Raw genomic sequence first — 18,815 nt, 5'->3', positions numbered from 1 at the left:
AGGGCAAAATGTTATGAAACGCATATTTCTCGTAGGAGCACCTCGCAGTGGCACAACAATTCTTCAAAGCTTATTAGCGGCTCATCCAGAAGTTATTTCTTTTCCGGAATCTAAGTTTTTTCACTATTTGCTGTACGATCTGTTTGCGGGAAAGTTGCCAGGTAGAATGGAAGCTTTTTTTAAGGATGAGATTAAACGTCCTGAACTTTTGAAAGATTTTGATGACACCCAAACTGTGGAAGCTAAAGCTAGTTGGTTTGTGAGAGTTTTGGATGGTTTGGCTGCTGAACAAAAAAAAAGCATTTGGTTGGAAAAAACGCCGGAACACATATATTTTATTGATGACATACAGCGCTTTTTGCCGAATGCGAAATTCATACATATTTTACGAAACGGTATGGATACAATAGCTTCTATGTATGAGGCTACTAGGAATTTTAACGAATTGTGGGGCGCTGGTTGGGATTTAAACCACTGTATCGATCGGTGGGAACACGCGATGTTAACTAGCCACAAATATATTAATAATTTGAATCATATATTAGTTAAATATGAGGATCTTTTAGATAACAAAACCCAAATTTTAGGAAAAATTTGTAATTTTATGGGCATTGAATATGACGACACAATGCTCGTTAACTATCAAGAAAAAGCAGCGAACCTCAGTTTAAATCTACCTTGGCACAAAGGAATTGAGAGAGATGTCAAAAGTAGTAACGTTCACAAATATCATAAAATTTTCACTCGCAAGGAAATCAGATATATTTTAGATAAAATTCAGCGAGTCAAGGAGGAAATGGCCTGGAAAGTTACGGTGGAAGTGACGGAACGAATTTCTGATATTTACGCTTGGCAAATATGCGATCGCCTGTGCTGTACGATCACACTAGAAGGAATTAAACTCGGTATTATTGAATTGCCGATTTGCGATTGCATGGTTGCGGCTGGGATTTTGGCGGATGCGATCGCAGCCCAGCTTGCTTGGCCCATTCTCGATCGCTTCTTTCAACGAAATCGCTGCGAAAAAGGCAATAAATTGTGGGAAACTTTGCTGGAACCATTGCACCCTAAACATGACTGGACGCTATTTCTGCAAGAATTATGGGGGCGTCCGCATTGGCATTTGGAGGATTTCTACAAGCCTGAAATAGCTGAGGAAGTCTCAACAATTACCATTGAAAAAGATTTGATTGTCTTAGAAATTAGCGAGGAATTGGCTAATATAAAAGTTGAGCTTTCTGAAATAGACGTGCTGGTGAAAGTAGGCGGCGTTGCTGTCGGTATTGTCACTGTTGCGGTGGAAAATAATTTTGTTTCGGCTCAAAAATTGCGATCGACAATTACTCAAAATATTGGTTTTGAGTTGTGCGTCGCAGCCGTGCGAGAAGCTTTGCTGGGAAAACGACTCAACGGCAAGCAATGGCTACGATCACGCTTAGCCTCTTGTGCTCAACAAAGGTCGAATTTGCCCGACTGCTGGAATGCACCGGGTGCTGGGGGCATTTATCCCCCAAATGCGGTGATTTTCGGCAGGCGATCGGGTGCGATCGGGACGAGTGTCAGCCGTCGCGCCTCACTCCCGGCGGCGGCGCTGCAGGAAATCGAGTCAGCGGCGGCAATCGCTGGGGAACCGACAAGGCAAATTCCCCCAGAAAACGAGTTTCCAAAGCAAGTCTTTTACGTTGGGGAACCGACAAGGCAAATTCCCCCAGAAAACGAGTTTCCAAAGCAAGTCTTTTACGCACCGGAAATCATTTGCTCAAAATCTTCTTATCGGGAAGTTTCTCACTCGGTGAAACCTCAAGTTTTTGACAATCATAGCGTTACACAAAAACTCCCGATTCTCTCCTACCGCCGCATTTCTCCTGACGGTTTAGACGCAGTTACTCCCCAGATTTTTGAACAACAGTTACACAAGCTCAAAAATCTGGGTTATTACAGTGCGAGTTGGGAAAATTGGCGAAGCGCGAAACAGGCTAAAACTCCTTTACCCGGTAAAGCTGTATTGATAACATTTGACGGCGGCTATCTCGACTTTTTCCAATATGCTTGGCCTCTGCTAAAACGCTTTGATTTTACAGCCACTGTTTTTCTGGTAGCGGAGTCAATAGGAAAGACAAATAGTTGGGAAAAAGCCGAATTTGAAGAAGTGGCGTTAATGGGATGGCCGGAAATTTTGCAACTGCGGGATGCAGGGATTGAATTCGGTTCTATGTCTGCTACTCATCAACCTTTGACTGCATTGTCGCCCACAGAAATTGTGCGGGAGGCGGCCAAATCCCGTGCTATCTTGGAACGGGGATTAGAGAAATCTGTTAAATGTTTTGCCTATCCTTACGGGGATGTCGCTCCAATTGTAGCGCATTTAATTGGAGCTAGTGGATATACTTTTGGTGTATCATATCAATTAAATTTTAGCAGTTTTGACGATTCTTTATTGTCGCTGCCGCGCATTCAAGTCACCGCCGAAAATGCCTTTAAATTAGCTTAAGTTAGCTTAGTAAGGTGCGTCAATCAGCGAGATTTTTTTCTCAATTAACAATCTCTCAACGGACCCACCTTACAAGTGAAATTTATTAATCAATTCCTTGATTTTTCGCTGCAAATAACCGCCTAACCCTCGGGAAATTTTCTCGAATTTATAATCAAATAAAATCTGCATAACATCTTCTGTTTTCATATACTTTAAATAAGAAATCATTTTATCTGTCAGTTTATCATTAACATCATCGATATACTTTCTCACCGCCAACCTTTCCGAAATATTCCATTTCCGATCAAACTTGCGGTGCATTTCCGTCTCATAATCCCGAAAATCTGAGATTTTCCCCTCCAAATACCTTTGAATATATTTCCCGGCGATTTCCGCACCATCCATCCCGTGTCTAATTCCTTCGCCACCCAAAAAATTTACTGTCGAGACACTATCGCCGATCGCAATTATATTATTTTTACAATAAATATCTTTCAAACCAGGACTGTACTTCAGCGTCGAACCGTGTTTGTCAATAATTTTATAATTTTTAGACTTCAGATATTCATCAATAAGTAAATCAATATATTTTTTCAGCGGTGACAAATGCCTCACCGTTTTCGGATCTAAAAAAATGCGGCCCGCACCAACTTTCAGCCTGTTCTGTTCCATTGGGAATATCCAGGAATAACCCTTGGGCATCCATTTATCGCCCAAAAAGAAGATTAAATCACCGCTGTATTTATTGTAAACTTCTGGCTCTACTTCAATTAAATATTCGATTCCGGTTCCCGACAAAAAAGCTGGCTTATCATTCTCTTTTTCGTACATAACCGCCCTAGCAAAGCCAGTAGCATCCACCAATACTTTCGTGCTAACTGTGATAATTTGACCGCTGGATAACTGTTTAAATTCTACTGTAGTTTCCCCCTTGGTTTGTGAATGTCCGGTGTAGCGATAACCAAGCCAAACTTCACCGCCAAATTCCTCAACTTCGCTGGCCAAAAATGCTCTAAATTTAGCAAAGTTGAGAACAACTCCCAAGCTTTCGGGAGACTCCCAACTTTGACTGACTTTGCTAGTTTCAATAGTAAGTTTATGCCAAAAACTGCCGATAACGGATTCGGGTAAATTGAATTTAGAGAGAGTTTCTAGAGGGGTGGCGGCGCTGGAAAAGTCATTTTTATTAAAATTGTCGTTTTGCTCCGCCAGCAAGACTTTGTGGCCGGATTTGGCTAGGATTCTCGCGCAGTGACCGCCTGCTGGGCCGGCTCCTACTATTACTATGTCAAAACTTTTTAAATTCATTTTGCTTTTAACTCGCTTCCAATGTCAAAATACCCGCAGACATATCAACTACTAACCGCCGAGTTTTCAGCCACTGGCGGCCGATTAAAATTTCCGGTACTCCGTCACCCACATGAACGGGAATGTCAAACTCTTGCTCATCTATGCGTACTTTTCCTGCATAAAGATCGAAATCAAATTCTCCCTTGGCTGTCCGCATTTCTTGTCGCCTAATATAAATCCAATCAAGTCCCTCGAAATCTTGCTCGTCCATTGCTAAGCAGCCCGAAAAACCTGTATCTAGCAGAGCATCAACAGGTAATTCTAAGCCGTTATTAGCAATCAATTCAACTTCAAAAAATAGCTCGTCCTCATCACCAAATCTTCCTTCAATCATATTGAGCCGCACGCCCCTGTATTGTTGATGCGGAAAAGGTAGGGGATAGCGTTTGGGTGTTTCTGGCGACACATTTTGGTAGCCGCCATATCATCCTTGTCGATAAAATATTCCCCGCTATCGGGTTCAACCGCCATGTACCAGTTGTAGTGAGTGTCAATAAATTCTGGTTTAAGGCGCTCGAAAATTACTTTGCAACGCTTGCGAAATGCCGCTCTTTCAGCCCGCCACTGGGCTTTTTTTTCTTCTGACCACTGAATTTCTGGGAACAATCTTCCCCGCCGCACAGTGTGATTCGGTTTCACGTTAGTCATTGTTTTTTCTCCCTTGTGTCAGATGGTACTATATTTATTGGTTTAATTGAATCTTTCTGAAATCAATTATGGCAAATACTTTCAACTTGACTCCTAATCCTGATAATTTTACAGTCCTTCCTGGTTTGATGGTTCAGTTCCCTGGAGGTGTTCTGGCCTTAGATGGCAATGATACAATCAGAGGCTCGTTTGAGAGTGAAATCATCAACGGAAATGCTGGTAAAGATATTTTATTCGGTAGTGATGGCAATGACAACTTGCAAGGCGGTAGAGACGAAGACGATTTATACGGCGAAGTTGGTCGAGATTCTCTCATTGGCGGTCTTGGTGATGATTATATCGTGGGTGGTGACGGAGACGACATTTTGAATGGCGGTCGAGGTGATGATTTATTAGATGGAGGTGCAGGTAGCGATACTCTGAGCGGCGACTTGGGTTACACTCTTTATAAAGGGGGAACGGGTAGTGATGTGTTCGTCCTAAGAACGGATATTGTTTTAGGAGATCCAAAACGTAACCCTAACAGTAGTGTACAGGCGTGGGATACCATTCTAGACTTTGAAAAGTCTCTTGATAAAATTGGTCTGACTAACGGTATAACTGAGGCCAGTCTCAGACTAACCACCTATTCAATGCCATTGCGAAATATTAGCTTTGTTTCGGGGAGATTTCCTCAAGAAGGCAAAATTTCTGTAGCCGACTATGATCTAGATCGAAATGGTAGTTATGACGCTACTACGATTCAAATAGCTTCAAGCGGTCAAATTTTAGGTAGAGTTCTGAATGTGACACCATCGGACTTGCGGGATCGTTTTATTACACTGTCATAGATCGGGTATTTCTTAGGATTAGTCTCGAATGGTAAGGTGCGCCTAGCGCACCCTACCCTTCTAGCTATTTACACGCTAACAGGAGACTGTTTGCGGCTGAAGGTTGCTAAGATGCGATCGCACATTTGCGACGGATTTAATCCCAAACTGGCAAATGATTGTTCAGGCGTTGCATGATCTACCAATGTATCGGGTACACCCAACCGCATCACTGGAACAACAACATTATTGTCCAACAAAGCTTCGGCTACTGCTGAACCAAAGCCTCCCATCAAACAGCCTTCTTCCATTGTGACAACTTTGCCGATTCGCTGTGCTAAAGGCAAGATTAATTCGGTGTCCAAAGGCTTGACAAAACGCGCATTGATCACAGTTGCTTCAATGCCGTGCTCGCTCAGAATCTCGGCGGTTTGCATTGCCGGATAAACCATTGAACCGTAACCCAATATCAGCAAATCGTCGCCGTTGCGGAGAATTTCGGCTTTGCCGATCGGCAATTCTTCCCAACCTTCTTCCATCAGAGGCACGCCGTAACCGTTGCCGCGCGGGTAACGCATGGTGATCGGGCCGCTGGTGTGGTTGATTCCGGTGACTATCATCCGCTGCAATTCTGCCTCATCTTTTGGCGCCATAATTGTCATATTTGGCAGACACCGCAAGAAAGAAATGTCGTACATTCCTTGGTGAGTGGGGCCGTCAGCACCGACAATGCCGGCGCGATCCAAACAGAAGAAAACTGGCAAGTTTTGGATGCAAACATCGTGAATTATTTGGTCATATCCCCGCTGCACAAAGGTCGAGTAAATTGCTACAACCGGGCGCATTCCTTCGCACGCTAAACCAGCGGCTAACGTCACGGCGTGCTGTTCGGCAATTCCTACATCAATGTACTGTTTCGGCAGTTTTTCATGAAGTTTATCCAGACCTGTTCCGGTTGCCATAGCAGCGGTAATGCCGACAACTTTCGGATTATCTTCTGCTAGCTTTACCAGGGCGTGGGCAAAGACTTTCGAGTAAGCTGGAGGCTTGGGTTTAGTGGAGGGAATGCCTTTGCCGGTGGCTAAGTTAAAGGGATTTTGGGCGTGATACCCTACTTGGTCTTTTTCGGCGATCGCATATCCTTTGCCCTTCACCGTCACCACGTGAACCAACACCGGCCCTTGAATAGTATGAGCTTGTTTGAAAGTGGTAATTAACTCTTCCAAATTGTGCCCATCTACCGGGCCCATGTAAGTAAAGCCTAATTCTTCAATTACTGCTCCAACTTTCGAGACAGCCAAGCGTTTCATCCCTTCTTTGAGGCGTTCCATTTCTGGAGTAAAAGTTTCGCCCACAAAGGGAATGTGTTTGAATTGTTCCTCTAAGTTCTCTTTGAGAAACTGCACCGGCGGCGAGAGTCGCATCTTGTTCAAATAGCGGGTAATTGCGCCGACGTTGGGCGAGATTGACATCTCGTTGTCGTTGAGCACAACTAACAAATTGGTTTTCGGCATATGCCCCGCGTGGTTGATCGCTTCGAGTGCCATGCCGCCAGTCAATGCGCCGTCGCCGATGACTGCTACAGTTTTAAAGTTTTCGCCCTTGAGGTCGCGCGCCATCGCCATTCCTAATGCTGCGGAAATGCTTGTAGAAGCGTGACCGGCACCAAAATGGTCGAATTTGCTCTCGCAGCGCTTGAGATAGCCTGCAACGCCGTCTTTTTGGCGCAGGGTGTGGAATTGGTTGTAGCGGCCGGTGATTAATTTGTGAGGATAAGCTTGGTGGCCGACATCCCAGGTAACTTTGTCGCGATCGAGGTCGAGTGTTTGGTAGAGTGCTAAGGTCAGTTCGACTACACCCAATCCTGGGCCGAGGTGGCCGCCGCTAGCGGCTACAGTTTCTAAATGCTTTTCTCGAATTTGTCGGGCAATTTGTTCGAGTTGATGAATCGAGAGGCCGTGTAATTGGTTTGGGTGAGTCAGTTCGCTGAGATGCATATTTTAAAATCTTGCTCCTGTGAATCAGGACGAATCCTTAACAGCTATAGGTTGAGCCTGCGACGCTGGGGACGCGCAAACGTTAGAACAGTTTAGCTGTTATTTGGGGAAAACTGTTAGGCGTAACAATTTTATTATTTCTGACCTGGTAATTATAGTTAATAAATATTACAGAGTCAATATAAAAACTGCTTATATTGTAATTTGCTAATCGCTAAGTGTTAGCTGCATGGAGATTCTTAGGAATTTCCAACTACTTTTTGTAGTGAGGGCTGAGTTTTTAGCCATTTGGTTTATGCAAGCGGACTATGATGCAAAATCATTAACTGTGATTTGCCAAGCGCTTCTAGCGCGTAGGTACGATTTTGCAAATCGCTAAACTCAACCTCAACAAATTCTGCATCATATTCATCAACTACTGTTCCCTCTTGACCGCGATATAAGCCCGGTTCTGGTAAATTTTCTAGTAATGCAACGACATCAAGCATTTTTATTGTAAAATTTATTTTTATATCCCTTTTTCATGGAATATAACATAGCTGATGTCAAGTTGGGTTTCGCGATCGCACTTATTCTAATTGACGAGGATCTTCCGCAGGTGGATGCCAACCGCCTTGCACCCAAAACCTGCGCGAGCGCCGCATCGAATCCTCTTCATCATAACGTTCATCATTAAGGTCAAGCCGATTGCAAGTTGCTCGACCTACTGGAGTTTTACTGAGAATATTTAGACCATCTGCAGTCCAGATAAAATGCTCTGACCAGTGCTGCTGACGAGGATTAAATAAGGAAACCTCTTGCTGAGTTTCCGGGTCAATTCCCTTGGTAAAATTGTAGTGGCGTTCGTTGCAGCGATGGCAAGCTAATGCTAAATTTTCACTTTCATCAGACCCGCCGAGAGATTTGGGCATGAGATGATCTATGGTAAAGCGATCGGGGCTTAGATATTCGGGAGAGTGGCAGTATTCGCAGAGGTATTTAGCTCGTTGTCGTATAAGTTGTCGAGTTCGATCGGACACCATTTGGCTTGAGTGGAAAGTTGGGCGTTAATAAACGTAAAAATTCGGGATAATTCGATGATGCCAGCTAATTCAGGAATTTCATCGGCAGTTAGCAAATCTAGTTTTTTTCTCTCTAGCAATTCTTCCATACGAGATTGGATCTCGTCGGTAAATCTGAATAAGTAAATATTCCCAAACTCTACCATTATGATGCCTTGGGGCATCAAGGATGAAGGTTTCACCATTAATTGAGTATTCATAGGGATCAAAACTCTCAGATACTCTTGAAATATTGTAGCCGATCGATTGTCAAGTGAATTTTATGAAGGAACGATCGCATTTGTTGTAAAAGGCGATCGCCCCCATCGATTCATTAGAGTATTCGTTCTAATTCAGCCGATCGAACTTCTGGCAATTTCTCGGCCCCAGTCGTATCAAATACGATCGCCTGTTGAGCCGCCGGCAACAACCGCCGTAAAATTTGCATATATCCCTGGTGCATCGCCTCGGCGGTGGAACCTTGCCACAACCAATCGCTGCATATTTGGCAATTACCGCACGATACACCAAGGATGAGAGTTTAATTTGGGCTTTGATGTTGGTATCATAGGGTAATCCTTCCCCACGTTCGTGGGGTGTGGTAGAAAAGGCGATCGCCCTTAAGTTTTCGAGGCTAGGAGGGCGATCGTTTTGAGTTATTCTTATATTGAAGGTTAATACTAACCTGTTGTCAAGGGCAAAATGGGGCGAGTTAGACTAAAGATTCGAGAATTGGCAGAAGAAAAGGGCTGGACGCTGCAAGATGTCGCTGATCGCTCTGGGGTTAATTACAACACGGTTAAGGGTTATGCTAGACGGGATGACGGCATGAGTACGGTTGACCTTAGCGCCGTTCAGAAGATCGCCCTTGCTTTTGACGTAATGATTGAAGATTTGGTCGAGTTTTTGGAATAGTAGAGGCGATCGCACTAATGGGCTACGTTAGACTGCGGATTCGAGAACTAGCTGAGCAAAAGGGTTGGACGTTTAAAGAAGTGGCCGATCGATCGGGAGTGAATTACAACACTGTTAGAAGCTACGTTCAGCGCGATGCTTTGAACACGGCCGATATTTCTGCTGTCTACAAAATCGCCCGCGCCTTCGATGTAACAATGGAAGATTTGGTGGAGATTTTGGAAGATGGAGGACTCATATCAATTCCGGTTAGATCGGAATGATTAAACCACAGAGGGCACAGAGGACACAGAGAAAGAGAAGAGAGAGATAATAATTCCGATGTCAACGGATTTGATATCACAAAATACCGAGCGGATGCGGCTCCATCGCAGATATTCAAATCAGCTCGATAATCTCATAGGCGACGAACCATACAAAATGCGTCGCCTGAAAACTAAGAATCTCCTAAACCCGATACCCGTGCTATACTCGCGTTTGACTTTGCAAAATTTCCTCCAACAGCCGCTCTTGAGTTTTCGCCGGTTCTTTGCAAGTTAAACACTCGCAAACTAACCCGATAACACCTTCAGGCAAATCAGCCTCAATCTGACAGACAGCAGTCGGATAATACTGCGAAATCAACCCGGAAATCTGGTCGGGTGACGTGCGAATCAGCGTAGAATGCTGATACCAGTCGATCGCCGAAAGTAGACTCGGACAAGCTTGCGGAGCGTCTTGTACAATACTGCTGAAAGCTTGCAAACCTTGTTGGGCGCGATCGAGATATTCTAAATTCGGGCCCAGCAGTGCGAGACGAACCAAAGAGGCGATCGCAATTCCATTGGCCGCCGGAGTTGCATTGTCTATATAGCTGCGTTCCCGCACCAACAAATCTCCGCTAGCATCCTTAGCAGTATTGTAATATCCTCCCAATTCCACGCTCCACAAAAACTCATCAAACTCTTCTTGCACCTGCACAGCTTTCTCCAACCAAAACTGAGAATTCGGCAACTGTTTTGCCTCTTCCCCGTTTCCTAGAGTCAAACTCGCTTGGTGCAAATCCAACAAAGCTTTCACAAACAAAGCATAATCTTCCGACTGCGCGGTTACAGCAGATTGTCCGTCATAATTCAACCGCTGAAACCGCCCATCCGTCCACTGATTCTCTAAAATAAAATTAGCTGCTTTCACAGCTAATTCCAGATATTCCAAATTATCAAAAACAGCCGCAGCGCGGGCTAAACCCGAAATCATTAAGCTATTCCAAGCAGCAATCATTTTCGTGTCAGTAACTGGGGGAATTCTACCCGGCCAACTGTCGTTTTTAGCTTCTTGATTGTTACGGGCTGGCGGAAAGGTTTTTACAGTATCGGGATTGCCACCGTAGCGAACCGCAAAGAGTTTAGCCAAAGCCGTTTCTACCGTGTCGCTCAGTTTTCCAGGATGGCGGCGCTGCAATACATTTTGACCTTCAAAATTGCCGCTGCGACTAACAGTAAACTGTGCTTTAATTTCCGTTAATTCCTCAGCCGTTAACAGTTGTTCCAGTTCGGCATAAGTCCACACATAAAATGCTCCTTCTTCCGGTTCAACTTCCTCTGAAGTGTTAAAACTATCAGCATCCTGTGCAGCATAAAAATAGCCTGTTGGCGCGGTCATTTCTCGCTTCAACCATTCTACTGTCCCCGCGATCGCAGTTTCAAAAGCAGGCTCTTGTATTCCCGCACTCCACAAATTCGCTAAATACTCAACAATTTGACCGTTGTCGTAAAGCATTTTTTCAAAGTGTGGCACAGTCCAAGTCGCATCAACCGTGTAGCGGTGAAATCCGCCTGCTACGTGGTCGTAAATGCCGCCCAATGCTAAGTCTAATCCGCGCTGAGTGCAGACTTGTTTGCTGTCGTATTTTGATTCAAAATTAAATCGCGTTCCCCGCAGTGCTAGCTCAGCATAAGGTATCATCGGAAAACTGGGACCTGGGTTGTGGCCGGCAACAATTCCGGTGTTGATTTCTAAGCCTTTTTGAAAGATTTCGCGATTTAATTCTGCCGTTACTCCTGACAGCGCTGCCGTCTGTTGGAGGTTGCCTAAAATCTCTGCTTTGAAGGCTTCTACTTTGCCTTTTTCTGTGTCGTAAAAGCGGCGAATTGCTTGCAAAACTTCTAAAAATCCCGGTCGTCCGTAGCGCGGTTCTACAGGGAAATAAGTGCCTCCGTAGAAGGGAACTCGCTCGTCGGGAGTGAGAAAAACGTTGAGCGGCCAACCGCCTTGACCGGTCATCATTTGCAAGGTTTGCATATAAATGCTGTCGATATCTGGGCGTTCTTCGCGATCGACTTTTACGGGTATAAAATGCGAATTCATGTATTCGGCGATCGCGTCATCGGAAAATGCTTCTCCTTCCATCACAGTACACCAGTGGCAGCTAGAGTAGCCAATTGACAGGAAAATCGGTTTATTTTCGCTCCGGGCCGCTTCTAAGGCTTCGTCGCACCAGGGCCACCAGTCGATCGGATTTTCGGCGTGTTTCCGCAGGTAAAGGCTTTGGGATTGAGCAAGACGGTTGACCATAATCAAATATACTTTAACTCGTAGTCAGTAAGCTTGTTATTTCTCTCGTAGTGTAGCGTGAGATGTTTTAGTTGAGTTGTTGCCGATAATCATGTTTTAATATTATGGCTGAGTATCTCGATCTAACATGAGTTTATCATCTCGGAGAACCTTCAATCAACGGCTCGGACAATTTTTGCTGAGCGCGGCAGTTCCTCCTACTGTTTCCCAACTGTACCAAACTGAATATTCGGACCAAGCTTTATTAGAAACGAATCTTAACAATTTTCTGGCGAAAGCAGACCCAGAAATAGAATTATTAGTCCCGACCTTTTTAGGTAACGACAAGCGCCGCTTCTACGGTCGAGGTGTTCCGAAAAGCTTGAAATTAATCGACAAATTTCAACTCGGTAGCGGACGGACTTTTCTGGGAAGGCGGTCTGTAGTTTGGAGCGGCGCCGGTTGGACTGGACAGCCGACAATTACCAGAGACGGGGGAAAAACTTATTTAATTATAGGTGCTTATGACCACAATTTGCGGAAAATAGATATTGCTACTAATAAAGAAGTTTGGCGCTATAAGTTTGATGATATAATCAAAGGTTCATCAACAATTTATATCGATGAAAAAGCCAGCGCCGAAAACAGAATTGTGATTTTGCAAGGCAGCCGCAGCGGTGGCGGTGGCAAAAATGTTGTGCCGAGTTTTAGAGCAATATCTTTTAGAACTGGCAAGGAACTTTGGAAATTGGACATCAGGAGAACGCCCAGCTACAGCCGGGATAACGACAGTAGCGCTTTGGATCTCGGCGGTGGCGTTTTGTTCAATGCGGGGGAAAATGCGATCGGCTATTTTCTCGATAGTTCCACAAGCCAAGCAAAAATTAAACAAGGAATCAAGCAGCCAAATATCTTGTCGGAAGTACAGCTTTATGCAGCAGGAGATATCAGCAAGCACAGGGGAAACCTGGTCGCGGAATCATCGCCATCAAGGCTCAAAGATCGAATATTTATAGCTGCTGGTTCCGGTCATATTTACGGTATTAGCATTGAAACTAAAAAGATAGTCTGGGATTTCTATACAGGTTCAGATTTGGACGGAAGTGCTGTAATTTCTAAATCGGGAAAACTGTTTTGTGCCATTGAAAAACAATACATTCAGGGCAACGGCGGCGTGCTGAAGCTAAATCCCAACAAAGAACCGAATGCCAGCGTCGAATGGTTTTTGCCGACGGGAAATCGCCGCCTTTCTAGCTGGGAAGGCGGGATAATCGGCTCTGTGGCGTTGAATGACGAGTACAATTCAGGGGAGTTTCCGGCGCTGTTTGCCACAAATGCGATCGACGGCAATTTGTACATCGGTTCCCAAGACATGATTACAGGTAAAAAAACTTCTGTGCCTTGGCGAAACCAGTCTTACGATACTCCGGTAATAGTATTTAAAAAAGCGATTGGTTCTTCAATTTCGACTCCGATTTTTACCGATGGCAATAAACTGATAAGTGCGGGATACAACGGTGTTTATTTGTTCGAGTTGAATTGGGAACGAGCGAAGTCTGGGGATGAGAATGCTTTTAGAAATGCTAAAGGCGAGTTTTACCGTTTGAAAGTAATAGAATCGGGGAGATTTAAGCCGGGTTTGTCATTTGAGGCGACGCCTGTAGTTTGGGACGGAATTGTGAGGATTTGCGCCAGGGATGGCTGGATGTATACTTTGGGTTAGTTATTGGTATTTTGTACCTCTATCGGGAACAGGCAAGATGCCTGTTCCACAATAAGTAGACTCGGTTGTGGAACAGGCATCTTGCCTGTTCTTAAAAGGGTGTTGAAATCCGCGACCTATTCCTACCTGCGGTTTAACTGCGGTTATATGTATGAGAGAAATAATTTCGGAAATTATCAGAAACTCGTTATGGCAACTCATGAAACTCAAATCAGTCAAGTTTACGGTTCAGAGGATGCTCAAGGTATTTTACAGCTTGCGAGCGCCCGATCGCAAAATGCTTCACCTTCTATCACCCTACACCAGTGGCAGCTAGAGTAATGGACAGAAAAATCGCTTTATTTTCCCTCCGAGCCCTTTATCAGGCTTCGTCGCACCAGGCCCACCAGTCCACAGGATTTTCGGCGTGTTTTCGCAGATAAAGGGTTTGGGATTGAGCAAGACGGTTGACCACAATCAAATCCACTTGAACTCGTGCGGGGTAAGCTTGTCAGTTCTCTAGCAGTTTAGCGCGAGATGTTTTAGCTGATTTGCTGCCGATCATCCTGTTTTCAGACGATCGCTGATAATTTAGATGTCAAATGAGTCGATCGTCTCGGAGAACCTTCAATCAACGGCTGGGAAAATTTTTGCTGACTGCGACGGTTCCTCCTGCTGTCCTCCAACAGTGCCAAACTGAATCTGGGAATTGACGGAGTGAGAAAGCCGCTGAAACCTTGATATTTAGAGGGTTTAGGCTCTTGAACCTCCCTCAAGAGAGTAGTAATTATCACAAGTTTATTGACCATTTTGATGGTAGCGAACCCGAACGATCATCTTTTGACCCTGCAGAAAGTCTAAAAATTAGCGATCGCACGCACACATTTTTTTGAAGACAAGCAGCTCAAACCCTTACTGCGTCAAGTCTTTCAACTTGCGTGTCACCGTCAAATATAGGAATTGACTTTTTTCCCAAAAATAATATTAACAAATTTTTAGCGCAAGCAGACCCAGAAATAGAATTGTTAGTCCCGACATTTTGGCGTTGCCTAATTGCCGAATGATTTTGATTTTTTTGTGGGATGGGCTCCTCTAGCCCGAAGGCGTGTATTTTCACCGCAGGCGGGACACCCCACAAGAATCATCCTCAAATTGTGCAACGCCGACATTTTTAGGTAACTACCAACGCCGCTTCTACCGCAGAGGCGTTCCGAAAACAATGTCCCAGAAAGTCGAGTCGTCCCTTTAGTCGGCCAAAGTTCCGGCGTAACAGAGAATAACGACCACCGAAACCATTGGTCTCTAAACTGAGATGTTGCACCACGATCAATAAGCCTGTTTTGGGCGGGCTCTCCTGCCCGCCCCCTACTCCCGACAAGAAAACTCATTCTTTGTGGAACGGGCCCCAGAGTCAGTTCTTGGTAATGGTGCAACATATAAGTCTAAATGGCGCTTGTTGCTGAATCGGAAAGCGAGAATCGACGCACCGAATACGATCCAAGATTTTGTCCTGAGTTATAGTCCACATTCGGCAGTTTCAACTGTCACCATCGGTTTTTACCTATTTTTACCCAGCAATCAAGGTATCACTTAAAATTTTCTACCGTACATTAACGGATCAAAAACTTTTTAAGGGCATAATTTAGAGCTTAAAAATAGTTTTATCAGTAATTATGCTGTGTAAAAACTCAGGTTAGGAAGGTGGGTTATAGCTTTTTGAAATAGAGAAAAATCAGGACTAAAATCTGGATGGCAGCACCCCTATTTTTTGATGTAAGCCATAGGAAATAGCTAGCTAGAACTCATCAATTTAGGCATTTTGCCTAAATCCCATCCGCGTATTCTCAATCTTCATCGAATCTTTATCTAAACCACTTGCATTAACTTGTGCTTCCGTTTACATTGAATATGTGAAGGGAAAAAACCTGCTTTCAGTCAACATAAAAATAAAGGTGTCAACCATGAAATTCCAATTAAACTTAGTCAAATCTATTTTAGCTGTTGTCGGTGTCGCCGCTGTTAGTGCAGTATCCGCAGCACCTGCCTCCGCCTTCGGCTTTGGTAATATCGATGGTAGCGATAATCAGTACGGAGATGCTTTTTTTAAGGACTTTAGCTTTGATGTCACAGATGGTGGCTCAAATAACGTTATCTTCAATATTGCAAATAACACAAGTGTAGCCAGCATGTTTATTGGTTCAGTTTACTTTGACACAGGTTCTAATAGCAATTTATTGAGCAACTTTGGCCTTAATGTTGATAATATTGGCAAGACGGTTGATTTTAAAGATACTGGAGCTGCTAATATGTCCCAAAGTAACAACCTTACCCCTGCTTGGTCCACTGATTTTTCAGCTACAAAAACTGGTGGTCAGGACGGTATCCATAAGGGTGAGGTTTTGGGATTGAGCTTTACTGGAAATTACGCTAACGTAGTTTCCGCGTTGAATACAGGTACTTTAAGATTAGGGTTGCACGTCCAGGGTATTGGTGCTAAGGGCGAGTATAGCGATGCTTTTGTCAGCAGCACTACCAACACTGAAGCTACTCCTGAACCTTTAACAATGCTTGCTGCTGGAGCCGCTGTTGGGTTTGGTACTATGTTCAAAAAGCAACGCGAGCAGGCCAAAAAAGCTGAATAGGCTATCATTTCAACTGGTTTTCCATCCTGGCTTGATGTCAAACTGATTATTTTATGAGATAACTAAAAACCTGGTTTCACCAAGAAACCAGGTTTCTTATTATCTAATAGTGCGCCACCGTGAAAACCCCGGACTTGGAAGCCGGTGTCAAACACATTTGCAGTGCTACGGCTGTTATTAAGATCTATAATTGAGTCCAGGGAATTAAGTATATCAACTAGGCATAGAAACATCTTAGAGGGCGAGCAATCTCCGCAACCGACTAATCCGACTTGATGCGGCACAGTTAAAGGGCTAATCATCGCTAGATGGATGGCGTAATTACAGCACCGCAGAGTAGTTGTATTGAACTTCAAGTCGGGAGCATCTCATATTTGTAAAAACACTTCTTCAGCCTCCTTGCTTCTTCCTCTTTCCTCTTAGCTCCTAGCTCCTAGCTTCCAACTCCAATTTCTAGCTTGGCTGCTTTTATTGAGATGCTCCCGTCAAATCGCCCCTAGACAGCACATTTAAGAAATACCGCAAGGCTGTTTCTTAATAATTTTCGATCTAAAGACACTGAGATTCTTTAAAAGGAGATAATCACCATCGATCATTGCTCGAACTCTAACTCGCTCAGCCTTATTTACTCGAACCTCAGTGTCACACTGTGCGCGGTGCCAAGTGCGTCTACTCTCAAGAAATCCAAGCCTCATTAAGGCTACTTATTTTTAAGTATTGTTGATTCACTCCCTTTTTAGTCTTTGCTTACAGCGGCTGAGTAAGCAAGTGCTAGACACCCAACCAATCATTTCGAGTAGCAGTCTTTTCACTAGGTGTCCTAATGCTGAGCTATGCGTTGCCTCTGAGTTTCACCACCCATCAAATTCCAGAGTGTCTACTAACCTCATCTAAAAAATTTACGACCCTTAAAATCCTCCGATTCCTCTCCGTAGGAGGGTTTAAAGCTAATGAGTTGGCCAGAGCTTCTACTGTTTTTATGATATGATCTAACAATAGTCTGGAATGTTTTTAGTTCGTAGTCTGAAACCCTGGATTTTTCGTTGGTACTTCGATTGCCGCATCGACTGGAAACCCTTATTCTACGGTTGGCTATCAAAAACTGTCCGAAGTATGGCTCTCATCAATCAACTAATAACTAATATCTAAAATGTTCAAAAGAAAACTTTTTTGGCTCATCATTATCGCCACAGCTTTAGTAACTCTGAATATGACACTCCTGTGGAAACTGGACGATATTGCTCATTTTTGGATGAGTATAGTTTTTTGGTTCGCTGTGGGTTCCCTGCTTTGGGACAACCAGGATATTCTCAAACAGAGTGAGAGAAAAAGTGATCTATTGTCGAGAGTAGCAGGGACGCTATTAATAGCTTTTATTTTATTTAAAAGTGCTGGGGTTTCCAGTAAATTCGATCCTTTTTTAAGACTTGCACCTTTTTTGTCGGGTTTAGGTTTGAGCCTACTTGCGGTAGGTTTTCAGAACTTAAAACTATATTGGCGTGAATTGGTAATACTATTTTTTCATGGCACCCCCAGTGTCATTACGTTACCTTTAGTGGATTTTATTACCTCCCTTACTGCTAAATTTGCTTATTATTCTTTGTGGTATGTCGGTTTTGATGTAACACGTGACGGTAATTATGTTGCTTTGCCGACAGGAAGGGTGTTGGTAAATGGGGGTTGTTCGGGTATAGAGGCAATGAATTACTTATTAGGTTTAGCTGTAGTTTGTTTGGTGATGTTTCCTACTAAACAAAATAAGGCTTTGGTAATAGGTGTCGCTGTCATTTGTGGTTTTATTATTAATGTTTTTCGAGTTGCGGGAATGGCATTGTTAGTTGCATCTAAGCGCCTAGATTTGTTTAAATATTGGCATGAGGGTGAAGGTTCTTTAGTCGTGGGAATGATTGCGGTGATTTTGTTTGGAATATTTTATCAATTTATGTTGAAACGAGATAGCAAACTTAGTCAAAGTTCGGGAAATTAATGAGTGGAAATTTGAGGAAATATATGGCTTCTTCGATTTCCCCTCCCATAGTCAGGTGTCTCCCTCACTCAAATGTCCGGGTGTTGAAATCCGCCAATGTCACTACCTGTCGTTTAACTGCGTCTATATCTATCATAGAAAGGATGTCAGGAATTATAGGAAACCTGTTATGGCCACAAATGAAAGTCAAATAAATCACATTTACGGTTCAGAGGATGCTCAGGGTATTTTACAGCTTGCGATCGCGCGGCGACAGGATGAAGGGGAATTATCCAGAGTCCAGCTTTTCGAGATTGCAGCGGAATTGGGCATTTCCGAACAGGATATTGTAGCGGCGGAACAGCAATGGTTAGCAACTAGAGGAGAATTTCAAGAAAAGCTGGTTTTTAACTCTTACCGTCGCCGCAAATTACATAAAAATGTGACCAAATACGGCATTATCAATACTTTTTTAGTTTTGTTTAATCTAGCAGCATCGCACGAGCTTTCTTGGTCGCTGTTCATTTTACTAACGTGGGGATTGGGATTGTCGCTAAATGCTTGGAATGTTTATCAAACTGAAGGGGAAGATTACGAAAAAGCGTTTCAGCGGTGGCGGTTGAAGAAACAAGTCGGAGAGTCTATTGGTACTGCGACGAATAAGTTTATGAAGTGGTTGCAGTCGTGATTTTCTTTTTAAAAAAAAGCGATCGCTTTTTATTCTAATCAACTACCGCTAAT

General features: G+C 43.8%; 20 protein-coding genes. 9 read left to right on the top strand and 11 right to left on the bottom strand.

The window, feature by feature from the left end:
- Positions 1–13: 13 nt before the first annotated feature.
- The gene (locus QUA62_RS01675; RefSeq protein ID WP_333402105.1) at positions 14–2,491 is read left to right on the top strand and encodes a sulfotransferase; all 2,478 of its coding nucleotides are present in this window, start codon (positions 14–16) and stop codon (positions 2,489–2,491) included.
- Between the two features lie 69 nt (positions 2,492–2,560).
- Here the strand turns inward: QUA62_RS01675 and QUA62_RS01670 are convergent, their stop codons facing one another.
- From QUA62_RS01670 to QUA62_RS01660, 3 genes are read right to left on the bottom strand one after another with little or no spacing between them, the layout of a single operon-like run.
- Positions 2,561–3,781, bottom strand: coding sequence for an NAD(P)/FAD-dependent oxidoreductase (locus tag QUA62_RS01670; RefSeq protein WP_333402104.1), 1,221 nt, complete (start codon positions 3,779–3,781; stop codon positions 2,561–2,563).
- 7 nt (positions 3,782–3,788) lie between these two features.
- Positions 3,789–4,157: an aspartyl protease gene (locus QUA62_RS01665; protein WP_333402103.1), complete on the bottom strand. Its 369-nt coding sequence runs from the start codon at positions 4,155–4,157 to the stop codon at positions 3,789–3,791.
- Positions 4,154–4,471, bottom strand: coding sequence for a hypothetical protein (locus QUA62_RS01660; protein ID WP_333402102.1), 318 nt, complete (start codon positions 4,469–4,471; stop codon positions 4,154–4,156). The genes QUA62_RS01665 and QUA62_RS01660 overlap by 4 nt, the downstream gene beginning before the upstream one ends.
- Before the next feature lie 68 nt (positions 4,472–4,539).
- On the opposite strand from QUA62_RS01660, the gene QUA62_RS01655 reads away from it, so the two are divergent.
- On the top strand, positions 4,540–5,301 hold the full coding sequence (locus QUA62_RS01655) for a M10 family metallopeptidase C-terminal domain-containing protein (RefSeq protein WP_333283966.1): 762 nt from the start codon (positions 4,540–4,542) through the stop codon (positions 5,299–5,301).
- A gap of 68 nt (positions 5,302–5,369) precedes the next feature.
- Here QUA62_RS01655 and dxs read toward each other — a convergent pair whose 3' ends face one another.
- The 5 genes from dxs to QUA62_RS01630 form a co-directional block, all read right to left on the bottom strand.
- Positions 5,370–7,277: a 1-deoxy-D-xylulose-5-phosphate synthase gene (gene dxs, locus QUA62_RS01650; protein WP_333402101.1), complete on the bottom strand. Its 1,908-nt coding sequence runs from the start codon at positions 7,275–7,277 to the stop codon at positions 5,370–5,372.
- A 293-nt stretch (positions 7,278–7,570) separates the two neighbouring features.
- A complete protein-coding gene (locus tag QUA62_RS01645; RefSeq protein WP_333402100.1) occupies positions 7,571–7,765 on the bottom strand; it encodes a DUF4926 domain-containing protein in 195 nt (64 codons plus the stop codon).
- Between the two features lie 81 nt (positions 7,766–7,846).
- Positions 7,847–8,188, bottom strand: coding sequence for an HNH endonuclease (locus tag QUA62_RS01640; protein ID WP_333402099.1), 342 nt, complete (start codon positions 8,186–8,188; stop codon positions 7,847–7,849).
- Between the two features lie 29 nt (positions 8,189–8,217).
- Positions 8,218–8,538 carry a hypothetical protein gene (locus QUA62_RS01635; protein WP_333402098.1) on the bottom strand — a complete coding sequence of 107 codons (321 nt, stop codon included), beginning with the start codon at positions 8,536–8,538 and terminating at the stop codon, positions 8,218–8,220.
- Positions 8,539–8,651: 113 nt separating this feature from the next.
- Entirely contained in the window at positions 8,652–8,807 is a 156-nt protein-coding gene (locus QUA62_RS01630) for a hypothetical protein (RefSeq protein WP_333402097.1), read from the bottom strand.
- A gap of 212 nt (positions 8,808–9,019) precedes the next feature.
- On the opposite strand from QUA62_RS01630, the gene QUA62_RS01625 reads away from it, so the two are divergent.
- A complete protein-coding gene (locus QUA62_RS01625; protein WP_190663558.1) occupies positions 9,020–9,232 on the top strand; it encodes a helix-turn-helix domain-containing protein in 213 nt (70 codons plus the stop codon).
- Positions 9,233–9,249: 17 nt separating this feature from the next.
- Entirely contained in the window at positions 9,250–9,495 is a 246-nt protein-coding gene (locus QUA62_RS01620) for a helix-turn-helix transcriptional regulator (protein WP_333402096.1), read from the top strand.
- A gap of 202 nt (positions 9,496–9,697) precedes the next feature.
- On the opposite strand, the gene QUA62_RS01615 is transcribed toward QUA62_RS01620, so the two are convergent.
- A complete protein-coding gene (locus tag QUA62_RS01615; RefSeq protein ID WP_333402095.1) occupies positions 9,698–11,785 on the bottom strand; it encodes a thioredoxin domain-containing protein in 2,088 nt (695 codons plus the stop codon).
- Between the two features lie 127 nt (positions 11,786–11,912).
- On the opposite strand from QUA62_RS01615, the gene QUA62_RS01610 reads away from it, so the two are divergent.
- Both QUA62_RS01610 and QUA62_RS01605 read left to right on the top strand, forming a co-directional pair.
- Positions 11,913–13,487, top strand: coding sequence for an outer membrane protein assembly factor BamB family protein (locus QUA62_RS01610; protein WP_333402094.1), 1,575 nt, complete (start codon positions 11,913–11,915; stop codon positions 13,485–13,487).
- A 189-nt stretch (positions 13,488–13,676) separates the two neighbouring features.
- On the top strand, positions 13,677–13,808 hold the full coding sequence (locus QUA62_RS01605; protein WP_333402093.1) for a hypothetical protein: 132 nt from the start codon (positions 13,677–13,679) through the stop codon (positions 13,806–13,808).
- 40 nt (positions 13,809–13,848) lie between these two features.
- Here the strand turns inward: QUA62_RS01605 and QUA62_RS29300 are convergent, their stop codons facing one another.
- Positions 13,849–13,941, bottom strand: a complete 93-nt coding sequence (locus tag QUA62_RS29300; RefSeq protein ID WP_445301631.1) for a DUF255 domain-containing protein — start codon at positions 13,939–13,941, stop codon at positions 13,849–13,851.
- Between the two features lie 97 nt (positions 13,942–14,038).
- Positions 14,039–14,275, bottom strand: a complete 237-nt coding sequence (locus QUA62_RS01600) for a hypothetical protein (RefSeq protein WP_333402092.1) — start codon at positions 14,273–14,275, stop codon at positions 14,039–14,041.
- Positions 14,276–15,427: 1,152 nt separating this feature from the next.
- On the opposite strand from QUA62_RS01600, the gene QUA62_RS01595 reads away from it, so the two are divergent.
- From QUA62_RS01595 to QUA62_RS01585, 3 genes are all read left to right on the top strand, one after another.
- A complete protein-coding gene (locus QUA62_RS01595; protein WP_333402091.1) occupies positions 15,428–16,108 on the top strand; it encodes a PEP-CTERM sorting domain-containing protein in 681 nt (226 codons plus the stop codon).
- Between the two features lie 1,150 nt (positions 16,109–17,258).
- A complete protein-coding gene (gene crtA / locus QUA62_RS01590) occupies positions 17,259–18,095 on the top strand; it encodes a cyanoexosortase A (RefSeq protein WP_333402090.1) in 837 nt (278 codons plus the stop codon).
- Positions 18,096–18,264: 169 nt separating this feature from the next.
- Positions 18,265–18,762 carry a 2TM domain-containing protein gene (locus tag QUA62_RS01585; protein ID WP_190663564.1) on the top strand — a complete coding sequence of 166 codons (498 nt, stop codon included), beginning with the start codon at positions 18,265–18,267 and terminating at the stop codon, positions 18,760–18,762.
- The last annotated feature ends 53 nt before the right edge of the window (positions 18,763–18,815 follow it).

It is taken from the genome of Microcoleus sp. MON1_C1 (assembly GCF_036701945.1).
GTDB lineage: Bacteria > Cyanobacteriota > Cyanobacteriia > Cyanobacteriales > Microcoleaceae > Microcoleus.
Note: the sequence above shows the minus strand (reverse complement) of the source record. Positions and strands in the feature narration are given on the sequence as shown.

What these genes read in the sequence shown, in the direction of transcription:
- QUA62_RS01660 (WP_333402102.1), bottom strand. Translation starts at nt 4,471, where the DNA reads ATGACTAACGTGAAACCGAATCACACTGTGCGGCGGGGAAGATTGTTC.
- QUA62_RS01615 (WP_333402095.1), bottom strand. Translation starts at nt 11,785, where the DNA reads ATGGTCAACCGTCTTGCTCAATCCCAAAGCCTTTACCTGCGGAAACAC.
- QUA62_RS01655 (WP_333283966.1), top strand. Translation starts at nt 4,540, where the DNA reads ATGGCAAATACTTTCAACTTGACTCCTAATCCTGATAATTTTACAGTC.
- crtA (WP_333402090.1), top strand. Translation starts at nt 17,259, where the DNA reads ATGTTCAAAAGAAAACTTTTTTGGCTCATCATTATCGCCACAGCTTTA.
- QUA62_RS01600 (WP_333402092.1), bottom strand. Translation starts at nt 14,275, where the DNA reads ATGGTCAATAAACTTGTGATAATTACTACTCTCTTGAGGGAGGTTCAA.
- QUA62_RS01595 (WP_333402091.1), top strand. Translation starts at nt 15,428, where the DNA reads ATGAAATTCCAATTAAACTTAGTCAAATCTATTTTAGCTGTTGTCGGT.
- QUA62_RS01635 (WP_333402098.1), bottom strand. Translation starts at nt 8,538, where the DNA reads ATGAATACTCAATTAATGGTGAAACCTTCATCCTTGATGCCCCAAGGC.
- QUA62_RS01675 (WP_333402105.1), top strand. Translation starts at nt 14, where the DNA reads ATGAAACGCATATTTCTCGTAGGAGCACCTCGCAGTGGCACAACAATT.
- QUA62_RS01665 (WP_333402103.1), bottom strand. Translation starts at nt 4,157, where the DNA reads ATGATTGAAGGAAGATTTGGTGATGAGGACGAGCTATTTTTTGAAGTT.
- QUA62_RS01610 (WP_333402094.1), top strand. Translation starts at nt 11,913, where the DNA reads ATGAGTTTATCATCTCGGAGAACCTTCAATCAACGGCTCGGACAATTT.
- QUA62_RS01625 (WP_190663558.1), top strand. Translation starts at nt 9,020, where the DNA reads ATGGGGCGAGTTAGACTAAAGATTCGAGAATTGGCAGAAGAAAAGGGC.
- QUA62_RS01620 (WP_333402096.1), top strand. Translation starts at nt 9,250, where the DNA reads ATGGGCTACGTTAGACTGCGGATTCGAGAACTAGCTGAGCAAAAGGGT.
- QUA62_RS01640 (WP_333402099.1), bottom strand. Translation starts at nt 8,188, where the DNA reads ATGCCCAAATCTCTCGGCGGGTCTGATGAAAGTGAAAATTTAGCATTA.
- dxs (WP_333402101.1), bottom strand. Translation starts at nt 7,277, where the DNA reads ATGCATCTCAGCGAACTGACTCACCCAAACCAATTACACGGCCTCTCG.
- QUA62_RS01585 (WP_190663564.1), top strand. Translation starts at nt 18,265, where the DNA reads ATGGCCACAAATGAAAGTCAAATAAATCACATTTACGGTTCAGAGGAT.
- QUA62_RS01605 (WP_333402093.1), top strand. Translation starts at nt 13,677, where the DNA reads ATGGCAACTCATGAAACTCAAATCAGTCAAGTTTACGGTTCAGAGGAT.
- QUA62_RS01670 (WP_333402104.1), bottom strand. Translation starts at nt 3,781, where the DNA reads ATGAATTTAAAAAGTTTTGACATAGTAATAGTAGGAGCCGGCCCAGCA.
- QUA62_RS01645 (WP_333402100.1), bottom strand. Translation starts at nt 7,765, where the DNA reads ATGCTTGATGTCGTTGCATTACTAGAAAATTTACCAGAACCGGGCTTA.